At 52.7% G+C, this 18,549-nt stretch carries 12 protein-coding genes and 1 tRNA gene; 11 read left to right on the top strand and 2 right to left on the bottom strand.

The window, feature by feature from the left end; all coding sequences use genetic code 11:
• Positions 1-39: 39 nt before the first annotated feature.
• The 6 genes from BR86_RS15115 to BR86_RS0105320 all read left to right on the top strand — a co-directional run bounded on the left by BR86_RS15115 (position 40) and on the right by BR86_RS0105320 (position 9,440).
• Positions 40-2,097, top strand: coding sequence for a methyl-accepting chemotaxis protein (locus BR86_RS15115; RefSeq protein WP_051684599.1), 2,058 nt, complete (start codon positions 40-42; stop codon positions 2,095-2,097).
• A 546-nt stretch (positions 2,098-2,643) separates the two neighbouring features.
• Positions 2,644-4,701, top strand: coding sequence for a methyl-accepting chemotaxis protein (locus BR86_RS15110; RefSeq protein WP_051684598.1), 2,058 nt, complete (start codon positions 2,644-2,646; stop codon positions 4,699-4,701).
• Positions 4,702-5,048: 347 nt separating this feature from the next.
• On the top strand, positions 5,049-7,070 hold the full coding sequence (locus tag BR86_RS15105; protein ID WP_051684597.1) for a methyl-accepting chemotaxis protein: 2,022 nt from the start codon (positions 5,049-5,051) through the stop codon (positions 7,068-7,070).
• A gap of 150 nt (positions 7,071-7,220) precedes the next feature.
• Positions 7,221-7,781 (top strand): glycerol-3-phosphate responsive antiterminator, encoded by a 561-nt coding sequence (locus tag BR86_RS0105330; protein WP_031471957.1) that lies wholly within the window; start codon positions 7,221-7,223, stop codon positions 7,779-7,781.
• A 113-nt stretch (positions 7,782-7,894) separates the two neighbouring features.
• Positions 7,895-7,966: transfer RNA gene (locus BR86_RS0105325), tRNA-Gly, on the top strand.
• 529 nt (positions 7,967-8,495) lie between these two features.
• Entirely contained in the window at positions 8,496-9,440 is a 945-nt protein-coding gene (locus BR86_RS0105320) for an AEC family transporter (RefSeq protein WP_031471956.1), read from the top strand.
• Between the two features lie 73 nt (positions 9,441-9,513).
• Here BR86_RS0105320 and BR86_RS0105315 read toward each other — a convergent pair whose 3' ends face one another.
• A complete protein-coding gene (locus BR86_RS0105315; RefSeq protein WP_031471955.1) occupies positions 9,514-11,397 on the bottom strand; it encodes a PrpR N-terminal domain-containing protein in 1,884 nt (627 codons plus the stop codon).
• A 397-nt stretch (positions 11,398-11,794) separates the two neighbouring features.
• Between BR86_RS0105315 and BR86_RS0105310 the strand changes: the two genes are divergently transcribed.
• The 5 genes from BR86_RS0105310 to BR86_RS0105290 all read left to right on the top strand — a co-directional run bounded on the left by BR86_RS0105310 (position 11,795) and on the right by BR86_RS0105290 (position 17,275).
• Positions 11,795-12,988: a CaiB/BaiF CoA transferase family protein gene (locus tag BR86_RS0105310; RefSeq protein WP_031471954.1), complete on the top strand. Its 1,194-nt coding sequence runs from the start codon at positions 11,795-11,797 to the stop codon at positions 12,986-12,988.
• 72 nt (positions 12,989-13,060) lie between these two features.
• On the top strand, positions 13,061-13,984 hold the full coding sequence (locus tag BR86_RS0105305) for a hydroxymethylglutaryl-CoA lyase (protein ID WP_031471953.1): 924 nt from the start codon (positions 13,061-13,063) through the stop codon (positions 13,982-13,984).
• A gap of 104 nt (positions 13,985-14,088) precedes the next feature.
• Positions 14,089-15,246, top strand: coding sequence for a TRAP transporter substrate-binding protein (locus BR86_RS0105300; protein ID WP_031471952.1), 1,158 nt, complete (start codon positions 14,089-14,091; stop codon positions 15,244-15,246).
• A 179-nt stretch (positions 15,247-15,425) separates the two neighbouring features.
• Complete coding sequence (locus tag BR86_RS0105295; RefSeq protein ID WP_075034430.1) at positions 15,426-15,965, top strand: TRAP transporter small permease; 540 nt, start codon at positions 15,426-15,428, stop codon at positions 15,963-15,965.
• Complete coding sequence (locus tag BR86_RS0105290; RefSeq protein ID WP_031471950.1) at positions 15,962-17,275, top strand: TRAP transporter large permease; 1,314 nt, start codon at positions 15,962-15,964, stop codon at positions 17,273-17,275. The genes BR86_RS0105295 and BR86_RS0105290 overlap by 4 nt, the downstream gene beginning before the upstream one ends.
• A gap of 206 nt (positions 17,276-17,481) precedes the next feature.
• Here the strand turns inward: BR86_RS0105290 and BR86_RS0105280 are convergent, their stop codons facing one another.
• Positions 17,482-18,354, bottom strand: a complete 873-nt coding sequence (locus tag BR86_RS0105280; RefSeq protein WP_031471949.1) for a methionyl aminopeptidase — start codon at positions 18,352-18,354, stop codon at positions 17,482-17,484.
• Between the last annotated feature and the right edge of the window lie 195 nt (positions 18,355-18,549).

Genomic DNA, 18,549 nt, shown 5'->3' with positions numbered 1-18,549 from the left:
TGTGAATTAGTTGACAAGAAAAAGCGGAGGTAGTAAGCAATGCATTTGGATAACGAAACATCGTCGCGCCGTTCTGGCTTCCGGATGAGCATCCGGACCAAGATCCTTCTTCTGGCAATCTGCGCATCCCTTATTCCGCTGATTACCAGTGCGGCAGTCAGCGCGGTTATGTCGAAAAAGACCGGAAAAGCCACGGCGATCCGGACCGTCGAGACGCTGACGGAGAGCATTTCCAATGAGGTATCGGAGTATATCGGAAAGAGTTATGCGGTTGTCGAGTCATTGGCAGCATCCGGCGATATGCTGGGTATGGACCCGGTTCAGCAGGATAAGATCCTGAAAGTGACCGCAAAGAACAACCCGTATTTTTCGCTGCTCTATCAGGTGGATCTGACCGGAATGCAGACCGCAAGAAGTTCCGGCGAGCCGGTGGACCGCAGTGACCGCTGGTGGTACAGGGAAATGATGGAGAAGCGCAAGTCGTTCGTTTCCAAATCATTTTTCAGCGCGACCGATGGCATTGCAACCAGCTCCGTTTATTTCCCGGAATTTGATGATGCCGGCAATATGTGCGGCATCCTGGGGGCAAACCTCTCCCTGGATCAGATTCAGAAAGTCGTTTCGTCCTATGATTCGGAAGGTACCTATTCTCTGATCGTGGACGGTGAAGGTGTCTGCATCGCCCATCCGGAACCGGAGTATGTATCCCAGAGCTACAACTATCTGGACGGAACCCGTTTAAGGACCGGAAGCACCACCGAGCGTGAGCCGTTCAATGAGACCGAGTTATTCCGGAACCTGACAAAAGATGCGCTGAACGGCATGAGCGGCGTGACAGAGGGAACAAACCGTAAAGGCGAGAATGCCATCTATTCTTATCGGCCGATCTCCATTCCGGGAACCTCCGATCAGTGGGCGGTTGTGACGATTCAGAAGACCTCGGCCGCTTACGCGGACGTCAACGCGATGATCCGTTTCTTTATCGTCTTTACGGTTGTCATGGGCGTACTGGTTGCCGTGCTGGCGGTTCTGATGGCGAACCGGATTACGCGTCCGCTGAAGAAACTGGCTGCGGCGGCGCAGGAGATTGCGGACGGCAATCTGAAGGTTGAGATCAATGCGGAGTCCAATGATGAGACCGGCGATGTGGCGAGTGCAATGCACGAGACGGCAACGATGCTGAGTTCCTACATCGATTATATCCATGAGATCACACAGGTTCTGAACCAGATCTCGGAGGGCGATCTGACCTTCAATCTGAAGTACGATTATGCAGGAAACTTTGCGGAGATCAAGGATGCGCTCTTCAATATCCGAAGCACCATGACGGATACCATGTCCCATATCCTTCATGTCGCGGAAGAGGTCAACGGCAACGCATCCACCCTTTCTTCCGGAGCACAGTCTCTGGCCCAGGGTACCACCGAGCAGGCGTCTTCCATCGAGGAGCTTTCCGCAACCATCGCGGATATCTCCAACCATGTGAAAGTGACCGCGGAAAATGCGGACAATGCGGAGAAACTCTCCGAAGATGCCCGGGTTGAAATCCAGAAGGGCAATGAACATATGCAGGAGATGGTGAAGGCGATGAAGGACATTTCCGACAGCAGCAAGGAGATCGGAAAGATCATCAAGACCATCGAGGACATCGCATTCCAGACCAACATCCTGGCACTGAATGCGGCGGTCGAGGCGGCGAGAGCCGGCGCGGCAGGAAAGGGCTTCGCCGTGGTTGCGGATGAGGTCGGCAACCTCGCAAAGAAGTCTGCGGAGGCGGCGTCGAACACCACGCATCTGATTGAGAAGGCGGTTCAGGCGGTTGAGCACGGCATCACCGTTGCGGATGAGACGGCGAAGAGTCTTGACAGCATCGTGGAAGGCAGCGAGAAGACCGCAAAACTGGTTCAGGAGATCGCGGAGGCGTCCGGCAGACAGTCCGATGCGATTTCACAGGCATCCATCGGTATTGATCAGGTATCTTCCGTTGTTCAGAGCAATTCCGCGACGGCGGAGGAATCTGCGGCAACCAGCCAGGAACTCTCCGATAAGGCTTCTGTTCTGAATGAACTTGTCGGCAAATTCAAACTGAATCCGTAAAGAACGGTGAGTGAACCCGGTAGGGTTTTTCGGATAAAAACAATCCGGAGAGGAAAGCATAACCGTATATTGGAACATTGGAACAACGCGGGTCGAGGGAAACTTCGGCCCGCGTTTTCTGCTGTAAAAGGAAATATCTGCGAAAATCCCTGTTAAAAGTCGGGCCGCGAGGATGCCGTCTTGCGGGTGACCGGCGGCGCAAACGCCCTCCGAAAAGAGGGGATGGAAATGGTCATAAAAACGAAACGGTTTATGAATATGTGATAAAACAATGCGGTGATGACACTGAAAAATCAGAAATATTTTTTAATGAAAGAATAACAGATAGAAGATGTTATGTTTCCGCGTTCCGGTCAAAAACGTGTGAAGAAAGGAGAAAGGAAGAAAATGGAATCATATATAATTCATAACAGAAAGAGGATAATGAAAATTATGATGTGAAATATGACGATCACGCGAAAATGCTGCTAAAAGAAAGAGAATGATATTTTATCCGATCACGCCGACTATAGAAGTCGGGCTAAACCCCGATAATGGAGGAAAAAAATGAACAAATCAAGCAGCAATTCAACGAACCGATCCGGTTCATTTCGGATGAGCATCCGAACGAAGATCCTGATGCTGGGACTCAGCGTGGCGATCATTCCGTTAAGCCTGAGCGCGGTGGTGAGTTCTGTAAAGTCAAGACAGACCGGACGGGACAATGCGATCGCGACGGTTCAGAATCTGACCAGCAGCATTTCCAGCGAAGTATCGGAATACATTAATAAGAGTTACGCGGTTGTTCAGAGCCTTTCGGTCTCCGGAGATATGCTCGGCATGGATCCGGTGCAGCAGGATAAGATCGTGAAGGCGACGGCAAAGAACAATCCATACTTCTCTCTGGTATATCAGGTGGACAGCACAGGTATGCAGACCGCGCGCAGCAGCGGTGAGCCGGCAGACCGGAGTGACCGCTGGTGGTATAAGCAGATCCGGGAGCAGAAGAATCCGTTTGTATCCAAATCCTATGTCAGTGCGACCGATGGAGCGGCGACGACATCGATTTTCTTCCCGGAGTTTGATGAGGCGGGCGAAATGACCGGTATCATCGGTGCCGATCTCTCACTGAGCAAGGTACAGGAAGTGGTATCCAGCTATGACACAGAGGGAACCTATTCTCTGGTTATTGACGGAGAAGGCATCTGTATCGCACATCCGGACAGTGATTATGTGACCTATGCCTATAACTATACGGACGGCACAAAGCTGAAAAGTGCGGGCGACACCGCGCGGGAGGCGTTTAACGAAACCGATGACATGAAAAAACTGGTTGCTGATCTGATGAACGGCGGCAGCGGTGTTCGTGAGTTTGCCAACCGGCAGGGTGAGGCGGCGATCTATTCTTACCGTCCGATTGCTATCCCGGGTTCTTCGGAGCAGTGGGGCGTTGTGACCATCCAGAAGGAGTCGGCAGCGTATGCATCGGTCAATGAAATGATCCGCTTCTTTGTGATCTTTACGATAGTGATGGGAGTTCTCTCTGCGGTGCTTGCCATTCTGATCGCGAACCGGATCACCCGTCCGCTGAAGAAACTGGCGGGAGCAGCGCAGGAGATCGCGGATGGCAATCTGAAGGTTGAGATTTCCGCGGAAACCAACGATGAGACCGGCGATGTGGCCAGTGCAATGCACGAGACGGCATCGATGCTGAGCTCCTATATTGACTATATCAATGAGATTACGGAGGTTCTGAACAAGATTTCCATCGGTGATCTGACCTTTGATCTGCAGTATGATTATGCCGGCAACTTTGCGGCAATCAAGGATGCGCTCTTCAACATCCGCACTACGATGACCGATACCATGTCCCACATCCGTCAGGTTGCGGAAGAGGTAAACGGCAATGCGGCGACGCTGTCGTCCGGCGCACAGTCACTGGCGCAGGGTACCACCGAGCAGGCGTCTTCTATCGAGGAGCTGTCCGCGACGATTGCCGACATTTCCAACCATGTCAAGGTGACCGCGGAAAATGCGGAAGATGCGGAGCATCTTTCGGATGAGGCCCGGGTTGAGATTCAGAAGGGCAATGAGCATATGCAGGAAATGGTTCGCGCGATGCAGGATATTTCCGACAGCAGCAAGGAGATCGGAAAGATCATCAAGACCATTGAGGATATCGCATTCCAGACCAATATTCTTGCGTTGAATGCGGCTGTTGAGGCGGCGAGAGCCGGCGCGGCCGGAAAAGGTTTCGCAGTTGTAGCGGATGAGGTCGGAAACCTGGCCAAGAAGTCCGCGGAAGCGGCATCCAACACGACGCAGCTGATTGAGAAGGCGGTTCAGGCTGTAGAACACGGAATCCGGGTTGCGGATGAGACGGCCAGAAGTCTTGACAGCATTGTAGACGGAAGCGAAAAGACGGCAAAGCTTGTTCAGGAGATCGCGGAAGCATCCGGACGGCAGGCGGATTCCATCGCACAGGTAACGGTCGGCATCGACCAGGTATCCTCCGTCGTACAGACCAACTCCGCAACTGCCGAGGAGAGTGCGGCAACCAGCCAGGATCTGTCCGAGAAGGCGTCGAGGCTGCATGAACTGGTAGGCAAGTTCAAACTGAACTGATTTCAGACAGGAAAACGTAAAAACGAACGGAAAACTACAAAATAATAATAGTTATTCCAATGCCCTTCTGCAGCTTGCGCAGAAGGGCATTTTCCGATTACCGAGAATGGCAGACGGGAGAATATGAATAATACATAACTTGCGGAAGAATAATATTGATTATTAAGAGAACGACAAAAAAAGACAAAAAAGATAGGAAAAAAATCTCATAATACGTGTCATATTTTGTTATGTATCGTCGATAATACAAGCGAAACACGATGAGGAGAAAGTTCTCCGTAACAAACCAAATGGGGGCAACTAAATTGGGAAAGAACAGCAGTAGTTCTCCGAGAAGGAGAGGCCAGATGAGAATCAGCATTGGATTCAAAATCCTGGCATTGGCAATTACCGTTGCACTGATTCCGCTGATTTTAAGCAGCGTTCTCAGCGCGTACATGTCATCAAAAACCGGACAGAAAACCGCATACGAAAAGATCCAGGACCGCACCAATAGTATCTCCGCGGAAGTATCGGAGTACATCAATAAAGGTTACGCGGTTGTTCAGGGACTGGCAATCGGTGATGATATCGTTTCGATGGATCCGGAAAAGCAGCATAACATTCTGGTAAAGACGAAAGAGAACAATCCGTATTTCATCCTGTTCTACGAGCAGGGAATGGACGGAATGCAGACCGCCCGAAGTTCCGGTGAGCTTGCAAACAGAGGAGACCGCTGGTGGTTCAAACAGGCTGTGGAACAGCGTCAGCCGTTTGTATCCAAGTCTTATTTTGACATCAACACCGGATCTGCCGTTACATCCATCATCTATCCGGTAAAGGATGCCGCGGGTTCCATGATCGGCGTATTCGCATCGGATCTGGATCTGTCCAAACTCCAGGAGATTGTAGACAGCTACAATTCCTCCGGAACGTATACCATCCTGATCGACGGCGAAGGTTCGGTTATCGCGCATCCAAACAAAGAGTATGTAGAGCAGCTCTACAACTACAAGAAGGGTACCAAGACCAACAAGGATACCAAGGCAGAGGAGCCCATCGCGGAGACCGATGGCTTTAAGGCGATGATCTCCGAACTTCTGGCCGGCGGAAGCGGAACCAAAGAGTTTAAGGATGATGACGGCAAAGATGCAATCTATTCCTATAAACCGATTCAGATTCCGGGTCAGTCAGCGAACTGGGGTGCAATTACGGTTCAGCTGAAGGAAGACGCGTTTGCGGATGTCAACACCATGATCCGTTTCTTTGTAATCTTTACGATTGTGATCGGTGTTGTTTCCGCGCTTCTCGCAGTGCTGATCGCAAGAAGAATCACCAATCCGCTGAAGCGTCTTGCGGCATCCGCACAGGAGATCGCGGATGGCAACCTGAAGGTTAAGATTGAAGTTGAGTCCAACGATGAGACCGGTGATGTGGCTTCCGCAATGCATGAGACCGCGTCGATGCTCAGCTCTTACATTGATTACATCAATGAGATCACCGAGGTTCTGGACAAGATCTCGGCCGGCGATCTTACCTTTGATCTGAAGTACGATTATGCAGGAAACTTTGCAGCGATCAAGGATGCGCTCTTCAATATCCGCAGCACTATGACCGATACGATGTCACACATCCGTCAGGTTGCGGAGGATGTAAACGGAAATGCATCCACGCTTTCCTCTGGAGCGCAGTCTCTGGCACAGGGTACAACCGAGCAGGCATCTTCGATTCAGGAGCTCTCTGCGACGATTGCCGATATCTCCAATCAGGTTAAGATTACCGCAGAGCATGCGGAAGATGCGGAGAAGCTTTCCGACGACGCACGTACCGAGATCCAGAAGGGTAATGAGCACATGCGCGAGATGGTTCAGGCGATGCAGGACATCTCCGAGAGCAGCAAAGAGATCGGAAAGATCATTAAGACGATCGACGATATCGCATTCCAGACCAATATTCTGGCTCTGAATGCAGCCGTTGAGGCGGCAAGAGCAGGATCTGCCGGCAAGGGCTTCGCTGTTGTTGCGGACGAGGTCGGCAACCTTGCGAAGAAGTCCGCAGAGGCGGCTTCGAACACCACGAACCTGATCGAGAAAGCGGTTCAGGCGGTTGAGAACGGTATTACCATTGCAGACGAGACCGCCAAGAGTCTAGACAGCATTGTAGAAGGCAGCGACAAGACGGCGAAACTGGTTCAGGAGATCGCGGAGGCATCCGGCCGTCAGGCAGATTCCATCGCACAGGTAACGATCGGTATCGACCAGGTATCCTCCGTTGTTCAGACCAACTCCGCTACGGCAGAGGAGAGTGCGGCAACCAGCCAGGATCTCTCGGAGAAGGCTTCGACGCTGAACGATCTTGTCGGAAAGTTCCGTCTGGACAGCAGAATGTAATACAGTATGAAATGATCTGCCGGCTCACCGGAAACGGTGTGCGGTGGGTGAACGGGCCCCGGGGAATTTCTCCCCGGGGCTTTTCTGTTATGGACTTGCCGGTTTCTTTCTGTTATATTTAGGCATATGGTCAGAGAAAGGGGAATTGCCATGAACATGATCGATCTTTTGGAGACTTCGCCGGTAATTGCGGCGGTGAAAAATGAATCCGGACTGGAAAACTGCCTGAAGACAGACTGCAGGGTGGTATTTCTCCTGTTCGGGACGATCTGTGATGTGGCAGAACTGGTGGATCGCGTTAAGGAGTCGGGCAAGATTGCCATTGTTCATGTGGATCTGATTCAGGGATTGAGCTCAAAAGAAGTCGCCGTGGATTTCATTCGCCGGAATACCCGGGCAGACGGCATTATCAGCACCAAATCTCCGATTGTGAAGCACGCGAAAGAACTCGGAATGATCTGCATTCAGAGAACGTTTGTGGTGGATTCCATGGCGCTCTCGACACTGAAAAAGCAGATTGAGTCGTTCCATCCGGATGCGATTGAGATCATGCCGGGAGTGATGCCGCGTGTGATCCAGAAAATCCGTCAGGAGACGGAACTTCCGCTGATTGCGGGAGGACTTCTCTCGGATAAGAAAGACATCATGGCAGCTTTTGAAGCCGGAGCGGATGCGGTGTCCACGACGAGAGAGGAATTGTGGTACGTGTGACACGTTCCGAATCGTTAGAATTGAATATTCTAAACAAAAAATTTCAAAAAGTCATTGCCTTTTAACGAAGGCTGTGGTAATATAGTCTCCGTCAGAACGAAGGTCTGACGTATGCGCGAGTGGCTCAGTGGTGGAGCACCACCTTGCCAAGGTGGGGGCCGCGGGTTCGAATCCCGTCTCGCGCTCGCTATCATAAAGAAAAGGGGCATCCGTAAAGGATGCCTCTTTTCTTTATGACCGGAGCGTATAGTGATTCGAAGTTCGAATGTCTCCGCTGCCGCTCCGGTCGGCGCAAAACCGAGGTCCACTGGACCTCGTGCGCCGTCTCGCGCTCTTATCTCGAAAAAACCAGTAAAGGATGTCCCTTTTTTGTCGTTGTTCGAGCACGGCCGTGCTCGAACCGTTCGAATGTCTCCGCTGCCGCTCCGGTCGGCGCAAAACCGAGGTCCACTGGACCTCGCGTCTCGCGCTCTTTGCAGCGGGCCAAAAACATCCGTGAAGGATGTCCTTTTTTGTCGTTGTTCGAGCACGGCCGTGCTCAAACCGTTCGAAAGTCTCCGCTGTCGCTCCGGTCGGCGCAAAACCGAGGTCCACTGGACCTCGTGCGCCGTCTCGCGCTCTTGTTTATAATTCCTATAAGCGTTACCTGTCTGTGACATTTGCGTAAGTATGTTATAATGGTCAAAGGTTTGGGCTCAGAGAAGGGAAAAAGTGATGGTGACATTTTTTAACGCCGTTTCCGCTGTGTTCATGATCTTCAGCATCATGGCGGTCGGCTATCTGATGGGAAGGGCCGGATGGATGACCGGCACCGAAAAAAAATTTATCAGCCGTTTTGTGGTCAATATTGCTGTTCCGATGAACTGCATTACCGGCGTTCTTCAGAATCTCAAGCGGGATGATCTGTTCGATATGGGACCGCGGATTCTGGTTCCGCTTGTCGGAATTTTTATCTGCCTGGTGATCAGCGATCTCGCGGCAAGATGGCTTCGGCTCCCGAGAAAGCGTTACGGAATCTTTATCGCGATGGCGTTTATCTCAAATACGCTTTTTATCGGGCTTCCGATCGCAAATGAATTGTTTGGGGATGTCTCGATCCCGTATGTCATGATGTACTATATGGGAAGTACGATTTACACGCAGACGGTTGCGGTTATGCTCTGTAAGAGCGCCGGAGAGATGTCAAAGGAGAAAAAGAAGTGGTCGGCCGTGATCAAGGATATCTTCACGAAACCGCCGGTTTTGGGACTCATCGTGGCATTTGGGCTTCTGGCGCTTGACATTCGACCGCCGCAGATTTTTATGAGTTTTGCAAAATACATGAGCAATACGGTGACACCGCTTGCACTGATGTACTGCGGCTTTATCGTTTATGAGCTTGGAATCCGCAACATTCGTCTGGAACGCGGAATTCCGATGATGCTGCTGATCCGGCTGATCATCGCGCCGGCGATCTGCACGGGACTCTGTATCCTGTTCGGCGTTCACGGCCTCAACCGGAGTGTCTTCATCATCGAGGCAGCGCTTCCGGTCGTATCCCAGATTACCGTTATGGCGGGGAACTACGGAGCGGATGAAAAGTATGCCGCCACGGGATCGGTTCTGTCCATGCTCGGTATCTTTATCACCGTGCCGATCCTGATGGTGATTCTGACCTGATCGAAAGAAAATATAACAAAAGAAAAGATGTCAACGAGTCGAAACACGCTTTGCGAGTTTCGACTCGTTTTTCTTATGCTTTCTGCGCACTGATCCGCCACAGGGAAGTTCTGCTGACACCGATGCTCTCGGCCGCCTTTGCATTGGTATATCCGAGGAAATGCTTCATTTCATCGGCAGTCCGCAACAGACGGGACCGTGTTCCCTCTTCGGTTTCTGCGGACGGGACGGCTTGCGGGCTTTCCGGCTGATGCCGTCTCCGGATAAAGTCCGCGAGTTTTTCCTCACCGATGGCATGGATCAGATGGCTGTGGACGGTTTTCGGTGAGAGCCGCGTGCTGGCAGAGATCGTGGCGGAGAAACGGTCGCTGACCGCCTGCATTTCGGCCGCGTTGCCCGGCCATTCGTAAAAGCACAGAAGTTCGCAGGAAGCGGGGTATTTGCGGATATCGAAATTCTTCTCATACCGGTGACTGACAAAGCGGTTGAACATCATCGGCATGTCTTCCCGGCGATCGCGGAAAGCGGGAACACGGATGGTCTGCGTTGTGAGGAGCGAGAGCAGATCCGGCCGGATGTTTTCGGTTCCGTCTTCGAGATTGAAGAGGGTGATGAAGCGGACATCGGATACTTTCGGGGCAATGCTGCCCACAGGAAGATACTGGTTTCGCGAGATGGCGTCCATCAGGCAGGACTGAACCGCGCGGTTTGCGTACTGGATATTCCGAAGAATGACGGTTCCCCGGTTTGCGTGCTCGATCAGGCCCGTGAACGGGGCGAGGGTGTCAGCGCTTCCGAACAGGCTCCGGCCGGCTTCCGTCTCCGAGATGGCAGAGAGATTGATGATGATCAGCGGCTGCTGGGCACGGTCACTGCAGGAATGCAGACACTCGGCGATTCGATGTTTGTTCGTGCTGTATTCTCCGATCACCGCAGTCGGAAGCGTGTTCATGGAAAGCCGGTTTCCGAGAGAGACGAGCTGTTTCATGGCCGGCGAATCTGTAATGAGATGTTTCCACTGGGTTGCCTGCATGGAAGAGGCCGCGGCGGGAGAAGAGGACTGTTTCCGGTTATCAATCCGGAGTGTGGTGAGAGTTCCGATCTCCTGCCCTTTGATCTGGATGCGGCGCTGGGTGCAGCGGAAGCGGATTCCGCCGATGATGCGGAAGGCCTCCTGTTCGACAAGACCTTTTTCGGAGAGATAGGAAGGATCCAGATTTCTGGCAACATCGCGCAGATGCCGGCTTTTCAGCATGATGCCGGGGATGCCGATGTAACTGCTGGCCAGATTGTTGATGGTGGTGATGATGCCGTCCTCGTCGGTGATGATGATGCCGATCGGCGTATCCCGGATCAGTGCGTCGGTGATTGCGGAGAAACGGTGCTCTTTCCGCAGTTCCACGGCAAACTGTCTTGCCTCGGCGATCGTGCGGCGGATGGAGTCTGTGCCGACATAGACGAGCATACTTTCGCGGCCGAGATCTCTTGCCGTCTCGCAGGTCTGCGATGCGCCGATGAAGACATCGTAGCGGGATGTGCGGATGGCTTCCCGAAGTTCATTGCCGTCGGAAAAGGTCAGAAGACCGATCTCGGTGTCGGTAAGCCGGCTGAACAGCTCGACATTGGGCGGAACCGCCAGGCTGTGCTGCACAATACAGGGGCGTTTTCCCTCCCGCAGTGCCCGCCGGATCGCGATCAGATAATCGGTATTGTGCACCGCAAACCGCCGCAGATGCACTTCGCTGTATTGTGAGAGGATGGCGGCATTGGCTCCGCCGGCGATGAATACATCATAATCTTCGCTCAGGATGGCGGAGATGTTATAGGGCAGTGTGTCGGCACTGCTCTCAATGACAGTGATCTCGGTGTCGTCAAACTGAAGACTGGACAGTGCCTCCCGGACCAGCGTGGTCAGCTGCTGATAGACCAGGATGCAGAGACGGTAGGTCTGGCTCATGGCTTCTCCTCCCTTCCATGAATGCTGTATATTGCGGAAATAATCGCAATTCATGTTCTGCAAATAAAACAAGACGGATTATTGTGCAGTATTTACAAAAAGAAAAGAAATATGACAAATATATGCGTCAAATCGTATTGCAATCGTAGCATATGGTTCAAAAAAATGAAACATATTGAGGCAGAAATGTTTCAAACAGATTCTGCATTCATAAAATGAAACATTCTTTGCCGGTTTTACGATTCCATTTTCAGGATATTGAGGTCGGTTTTTGCAAACTGTTACAATTTGGACAGAAAAAAGGAAAGAAATTGTGCACATTTCCCCTTCATTTCCGCCTGAGCCGCCAGCGGCAGCAAAGGCTTCTGACAACAGAATTAGGAAAGGACGGAACGAGATGAGTAAGGGATTACTGGATGGAGTCGTCGTGCTCGATCTGACCAGAGTACTTGCCGGTCCGTATTGCGGGATGCTCCTGGCAGATATGGGAGCGACTGTGTACAAGATCGAGCAGCCGGGAAAGGGTGATGACAGCCGGGCGTTCGGACCGTTTAAGAACGGTGAGAGTGTCTATTACATGAATTTCAACCGAGGTAAGATCGGATGCACCCTGAACCTCAAGGAGGAAAGGGGAAAAGAACTTTTCCGGGAAATGGTGAAGAAGGCGGATGTGGTGATCGAAAATTACCGCCCCGGCACCATGGAAAAACTGGGACTCGGGTACGATGAGCTGAAGAGAATCAATCCGAAGATCATATACGGTGCGGTATCGGGATTTGGACACACCGGTCCGTACAGCAGAAGGGCCGGTTACGACATTGTCGGCCAGGCGGCCGGAGGTCTTATGAGCACGACCGGATGGCCGGGAGGCGCACCGACCAGAACGGGAACACCGATGGGAGATGTTCTTGGGGGACTCAGTCTCACGATCGGTGTTCTGGCGGCGCTGGATCATCAGCACCGCACCGGGGAAGGTGAGAAGGTCGATGTCGCGTTGGTTGATTCCGTCGTATCCGCGATGACAAACATCAACATGATTTATCTGGCGGACGGCCGAATCCCGCAGAGAATCGGCAATCGCTATGAATCGACGTACCCTTATGATTCCTTCCGGACCAAAGACGGAGACGTCATTATCGGAGCGGGCAACGATAAGCTCTATTCGCTTCTCTGCAAGGAGATGGGACAGCCGGAGCTGGCGAAGGATCCGCGGTTCCTTACCGTGTCGGACCGGGTCAAAAACCACGAGGCGATGAAAGAGGCTGTGGAAGCATGGACCGTCACGCAGACTGTTGATGAGGTGGCGGACCGCCTGAACAGAATCGGAGTACCGTCGACACCGATCAACACGATTGACCGTGTGGTCCGGGATCCGCAGATTGCCGGGGCAAGGAACATGTTCCCGGAGATGGATCATCCGGTTGCCGGAAAGATGAAGCTGACCAACAATCAGCTGAAATTTACCAATTGCCCGGCCGATCCGGTTCATCCGGCGCCGACGCTCGGACAGGATAATGAGGCGGTTTATGAGAATTTCCTCGGTATGGACAAAGATGCCGTGGAGACACTGAAAAAAGAGGGAATCATCTGATTCGCGGTTTTACTGCAGAGTCAGAGGTTTCGGCAAATGTCTCTGCAGCGTCCTTGGGACGGGGAGACAATCATGGAAAAGAAAGTAGATATTATCGAAGTCGGTCCGCGCGACGGGTTTCAGAATCTGAAGGAGTATCTTCCGGCGGAAAAGAAGATCGAGATCATCCGGGAACTGATTGATTCGGGTGTGAAGCATATGCAGATCACGAGTTTCGTCAGCCCGAAGGCGATTCCGCAGATGCGGGACGCGGCGGAGGTGGCAAAGGCGATTCTTCCGGATTATCCGGATCTGGATCTATTCTGTCTGGTTCCGAATTACCGCGGCGCAGCCAATGCCGCCGAGGCCGGATTCCGGAAAGTGGCCAATGTGATCTCTCTCAGCCGGAGTCATAACATGGCGAATATCCGCCGCACACACGATGAGAGTTTTGCGGAGCTCGGAAAAATCATCGATGAGTACCCGGAGCTGACGGTGTGCCTGGATGTTGCAACGGCATTCGGATGCCCGTTCGAGGGAAAACAGCGGGATGTAAAAAAACTGATCGATTTCGAGCGGAGAGGATATGACCTCGGGGTGAGACTCTTCAACCTCTGTGACACGGTCGGTATGGCTGATCCGAAACAGGTGCGGGAGTTTGTCACCGCCTCCAAAGAGGCGTTCCCGGATGCCCGCTTTGAGTGCCATATTCACGACACCAGAGGCATGGGCATTGTCAATACGCTGGCGGCAGTGGAAGCCGGAGCGGACGGGGTACAGTCCACGCTCGGAGGACTCGGCGGATGCCCGTTTGCCCCGGGGGCGTCGGGCAATACCGCAACCGAAGATCTGGTATTTATGTTCAACGAGATGGGGATGGAGACCGGAATCAGTTTTAAAAGTATTCTTGCCGCTGCAAAAAAAGAATTTGCGGAGATCGAGGGAAGTTATTCCGGAGCAAATCTGCACGTGGAACATACCATTGACGAGCATGTGGAAAATCCGTGCTTAAATTGAATAAAGAGATATTTTTAACTAAAAAGTCAAAAAAATATCCGCAGCTTAGACGCCGGAGCGCGGAGAGGACAAAACGCGGCGAACAGAAAGGGAAGGGTAATCTTATGAGAAAACAGACTGGAACACGGATCGCATCGATGCTGCTTGCAGGAATGATGATGACTTCACTGGCGGCCTGCGGCGGTTCTGCGGCGGCAACGACAGCGGCGGCAGCGGAGTCGAAAGCGGAGTCCAAGGCTGAGACCGCGGCGGAAGCGGCAGAATCCAAGAGTGAGGAGACAAAGGCAGCGGATGCCGGCTCCGCCTCACTTCCGGACGCATCCGGTGATCCGCAGGTCACATTCCAGGTAACCAATACGCATGCCGGCGCGCAGATTCAGGATAAGACGATGGATATGCTGATCGAGCTGGCGGACAAATATTCCGGCGGAACCATCAAGGGGACCAAGATTGAGGCCGGATCCCTTGGCGGCGAGCGTGAGGAGACGGAAATGATCCAGCTCGGCACGCTGGAGTGCGGACTGATCTCCGATATGGGTATCGACTCCGCCATCGGCGGACTCGGATGGGCATGGCTGCCGTATATGCTGACGGATTACGATCAGGTTGACCAGTATTATATCAACGGATGGATCGGCGAGGAGCTGACCAAACAGATGGCCGCGCAGGGCATTGTCCGCGTCGCTGCCACCGAGAATGCTTTCCGTGAGTGCGGAAACGTGAAGAAGGCAATCAAATCCATGGATGATATCAACGGCATGAAGATCCGTGTTCCGGAGACCCAGGCGGTTCAGGATTTCTACACCGCAATCGGAGCAATCCCGGCGGCGATCGCGACATCCGAGACGCTGGCGGCACTGGAGCAGGGCACGGTTGACGGCGTGGACAACTCCATCTCCAACATGGATTCTATGGGCGTTATGGAGCGGCTGAAATACATCACGATCATGAACTATATGTATTCCGGCGCGTCCATTGTTACTTCCGAGGATTTCTGGAACGGAATGACCGAGGCTCAGCAGGCATGTTTCCGGCAGGCAGCGACCGAAGCCGGTGCATACATGCGCAAAGAGATGCGTGCGGCAACCGATAAGATCCTCGAAGAGGGTCAGAAGAACGGTTCTTTTGAGGTATTCGAAGTAGAAAAGGGAAGCGATTTCTACAATGCGCTGAAAGAGAAAGCGGTTGCCCTCTGGGATTCCTATTCCAAACAGTATGATGCATCCATTATCGAGAAGATCAAGAAAGATTTCTCCGTCTGATGAGTATGGCCCCGGAAGTCTGCCGGGCGGGAGGTTTCCCGGCCCGAGGATTTTCTGACAATATGCTGCACAGACAGATAATTTGGGGGAATGGCTGCACGGCAGCCGGAACTGCGCTCATGATCCGCTCTGCCGGGTCATGAGCGGGTATCCGATGATACCGTACGGAGGGAAAGGAAATGAAGATGGCAAAATATGATTCGGCCCGGAAGTTCGAGCATGGCATCACGAAACTGGAAGATGTCTTCCTGTTTGCCGCGCTGATCGTTCTGACGGGAAGTATCCTGATTCAGATTATCGGGCGATATGTTCTCCGGATTCCGACGCCATGGTGCGAGGAACTGGCCCGGTATCTATTTATCGCGCTGACTTATGTGGGTTCCGGCCGCGCATTTATCAACGGCGGACACATCGGAATTGATCTGGTAGACACTCTCGTTGAAAATCATTCGAAGGATCCGGCCGGATTCATGAAGAAATTCAACCGGGTTTCCGTTCTGGTGACGGAGGCGTTTATCATCTGCTTCGGCGTCATTTACATCCAGTATCTTCAGAAAATCGCGGCGAGACCGCAGGTATCGGCCAGCATGCATATCAATATGCTGATCCCGATGAGCTTTGTACTGATCGGAATCCTGCTGATGATCTATCACAATATCTGCAGATTGTTCTATGACTATGAGGCTGCGGAAAAAGAGAAGGAGGGAGAGGAAGCATGAGTCCGTTTGTATTGTTACTTCTCTTCATCGCAGTGTTTATCGGTTTTGCGATGTTTGTCAAAGTACCGGTCGGATACGCCATCGGTACCGCGACGCTGATCGTTATTCTGGTCGATAAGATTAAACTGGAGGCCATGGGTACGGTCGCATTCTCCGGTCTGGACAGTTTTCCGCTTCTGTCGGTTCCGCTGTTCATCTATGCCGGCATCATCATGCAGCACAGCGGCATTGCCAATGCGCTCGTCAGTTTTATCAATTCCATCGTCGGTCGCCTTCGCGGATCGCTCGGCGCGGTCACGATTCTGACCAGTGCGGCCTTCGGTATTCTGACCGGTTCCTGTATGGCGACCATCAGCTGCATCGGCGGCATTATGATCCCGGAAATGAAGAAAAAGGGTTATTCTGACAGCTATTGTGCGGCTCTGGCGGCCGCCTCCAGCTTCCTCGGAATCCTGATCCCGCCGTCGGTTCCGGGCATCATGTACGGTCTGTGCGCGTCGGCCAGCATCTCGGCGGTATGGCTGAGCACGGTCGGCCCGGCGATCCTCTGCATCCTGTTTTTCATGACCATCAACTACGTGAAGCAGGGACGCAGAGAGGAACGGGATACCAGTCATATCACGGCTTCGCTGTATTTCAGGAACATCGGGACCTCATTTACAAAGTCGCTTCCCGCTCTGGTGATGCCGATCATCATCTTCGGCGGTATCTACGGCGGAATCTTTACGGCGACCGAGGCCGGCGCCGCGGCAGTCGGATACGGTCTGATCTTCTATTTTGTAAAATTTCTCATCAGGAGAGAGGATCTGGATTCCAGTTTCTATAAGATGACGGTCGCAGCAGCGGTTTCTACCGCGACGATCTGCATCCTGATCGGTTTTTCGAACTGCTCGGGACGTATCATCTCCATGATCGGTATTTCCACCGCGATCAAGAATTTCGTGACAGCGCATATCGCCAGCCCGTACATCTTCCTGATCTTTGCCAATGTGATCTTCCTGATCTGCGGCATGCTGATCGACATTAACGCGGCGATTCTTCTCATCGTGCCGCTTCTTCTTCCGACCGCGACCGCAATGGGCATTGACACCATTCATTTCGGTGCGATCATCCTGGTCAACCTGAGTGTCGGCTTCATCACTCCGCCGTTCTGCTCGTCGGTATTCATGGCGCAGAAGATTGCGGGAGCGAGATATACGGACATCATCAAAGATGTACTCCCGTTCGTATTCGCCGCGCTCATCGTGGTTATCCTCACGACTTATGTTCCTGCTGTTTCCACCTTCATTCCCAACCTGGCAGCAGGATGATAAGTACCTCATAAGAGCACCCATATGCAGAACGCCCCTGTGCCGGAAACCGGTACAGGGGCGTTCACGTTATGTCGCCGGAAAAACGGACGAAATGCAGTTCCGTATTTGGAACAGACGAAATGCTGCTCCGTATTTGAAACAGATGAAATGCAGTTCCGTATTTGGAACGGATGAAATGCTGTTCCGTGTTCGAAAAGGAGAGATTACCAGGAGAGAACCTCGTGGCCGTCCTCGGTGACGAGAACCTGAATCTCCCACTGTGCGGACGGAAGTCCGTCTTCGGTGTAGACGGCCCAGTTGTCGCCGTCGCTGGTGTATACATCTGCGCGGCCCATGTTGACCATCGGCTCGATGGTGAACATCATGCCCGGAACAAGGAGCATGCCGGTGCCGCGTCTTCCGCGGTAGCCGACCCACGGATCCTCATGGAATTCCAGGCCGACGCCGTGTCCGCCGATCTCGCGGACGACATTGAAGCCGTTGGATTCAACGTGCTTCTGAACGGCTTCCGCCATATCGCCCATGAATCCCCACGGTTTTACCTGCTCGAGGCCCTTATAGACCGCCTCTTTGGTGACTTCCACGAGCTTTTTCTTTTCCGGGGAAACCTCTCCGATGCAGAACATGCGGGAGGAGTCGGAAAAATAGCCGTCCAGGATGGAGGAGCAGTCAACATTGATGATGTCGCCGTCTTTCAGGATGATGTCTTTGGACGGGATGCCGTGGCAAACCTGCTCGTTGATGGAGGTGCAGACGCTCTTCGGATATCCCTCGTAGTTCAGGTCGGCCGGAACCGCGCCCATGTCGTATGTGATCTTGTTGACCCAGTCGTTGATCTCTTCGGTGGAGATGCCGGCTTTAATGTGCTGCTCGACGTAGTCGAGAACGGCGATATTGACCTTGCAGCTGGCCTTGATCTTTTCGATCTGCGCCGGCGTCTTCAGCAGTTTGTGATCCGGAACAAGAAAGCCTCTGCGCTCAAAATCCTCGATCTTCTGATCGAAAGCCAGATGGCACTGCTTGTATTTTTTGCCGGAACCGCACCAGCAGGTATCATTTCTTCCCGGTCTGTTCATGGTGTTCTTCCTTTCTTCTCTATGCGGATGACGGTATTGATTTTGCGATGACAGGATGCGCACCGGTGACGGATGCACCGTGAATCGGTGTGATCGGTCGCTTGTAATAGTCCAAAACGGTGGTATCCGGCGGAAAAACGACTGCCGGAATGCGGCAATCCGTCGGATTTCCGTGAAAGAGTCTAACACAGAGAT

It is taken from the genome of [Clostridium] aminophilum DSM 10710 (assembly GCF_000711825.1).
Lineage (GTDB): Bacteria > Bacillota > Clostridia > Lachnospirales > Lachnospiraceae > Clostridium_R > Clostridium_R aminophilum.
The sequence above is the reverse complement of the archived record's forward strand: the minus strand, read 5'-3'. Positions and strand labels throughout refer to the sequence as shown.

Bases quoted from the DNA above. Each gene is read 5' to 3' on its own strand.
- BR86_RS15115 (WP_051684599.1), top strand. From the start codon at position 40: ATGCATTTGGATAACGAAACATCGTCGCGCCGTTCTGGCTTCCGGATG.
- BR86_RS0105300 (WP_031471952.1), top strand. From the start codon at position 14,089: ATGAGAAAACAGACTGGAACACGGATCGCATCGATGCTGCTTGCAGGA.
- BR86_RS0105295 (WP_075034430.1), top strand. From the start codon at position 15,426: ATGAAGATGGCAAAATATGATTCGGCCCGGAAGTTCGAGCATGGCATC.
- BR86_RS15110 (WP_051684598.1), top strand. From the start codon at position 2,644: ATGAACAAATCAAGCAGCAATTCAACGAACCGATCCGGTTCATTTCGG.
- BR86_RS0105290 (WP_031471950.1), top strand. From the start codon at position 15,962: ATGAGTCCGTTTGTATTGTTACTTCTCTTCATCGCAGTGTTTATCGGT.
- BR86_RS0105320 (WP_031471956.1), top strand. From the start codon at position 8,496: ATGGTGACATTTTTTAACGCCGTTTCCGCTGTGTTCATGATCTTCAGC.
- BR86_RS15105 (WP_051684597.1), top strand. From the start codon at position 5,049: ATGAGAATCAGCATTGGATTCAAAATCCTGGCATTGGCAATTACCGTT.
- BR86_RS0105310 (WP_031471954.1), top strand. From the start codon at position 11,795: ATGAGTAAGGGATTACTGGATGGAGTCGTCGTGCTCGATCTGACCAGA.
- BR86_RS0105305 (WP_031471953.1), top strand. From the start codon at position 13,061: ATGGAAAAGAAAGTAGATATTATCGAAGTCGGTCCGCGCGACGGGTTT.
- BR86_RS0105280 (WP_031471949.1), bottom strand. From the start codon at position 18,354: ATGAACAGACCGGGAAGAAATGATACCTGCTGGTGCGGTTCCGGCAAA.
- BR86_RS0105315 (WP_031471955.1), bottom strand. From the start codon at position 11,397: ATGAGCCAGACCTACCGTCTCTGCATCCTGGTCTATCAGCAGCTGACC.
- BR86_RS0105330 (WP_031471957.1), top strand. From the start codon at position 7,221: ATGAACATGATCGATCTTTTGGAGACTTCGCCGGTAATTGCGGCGGTG.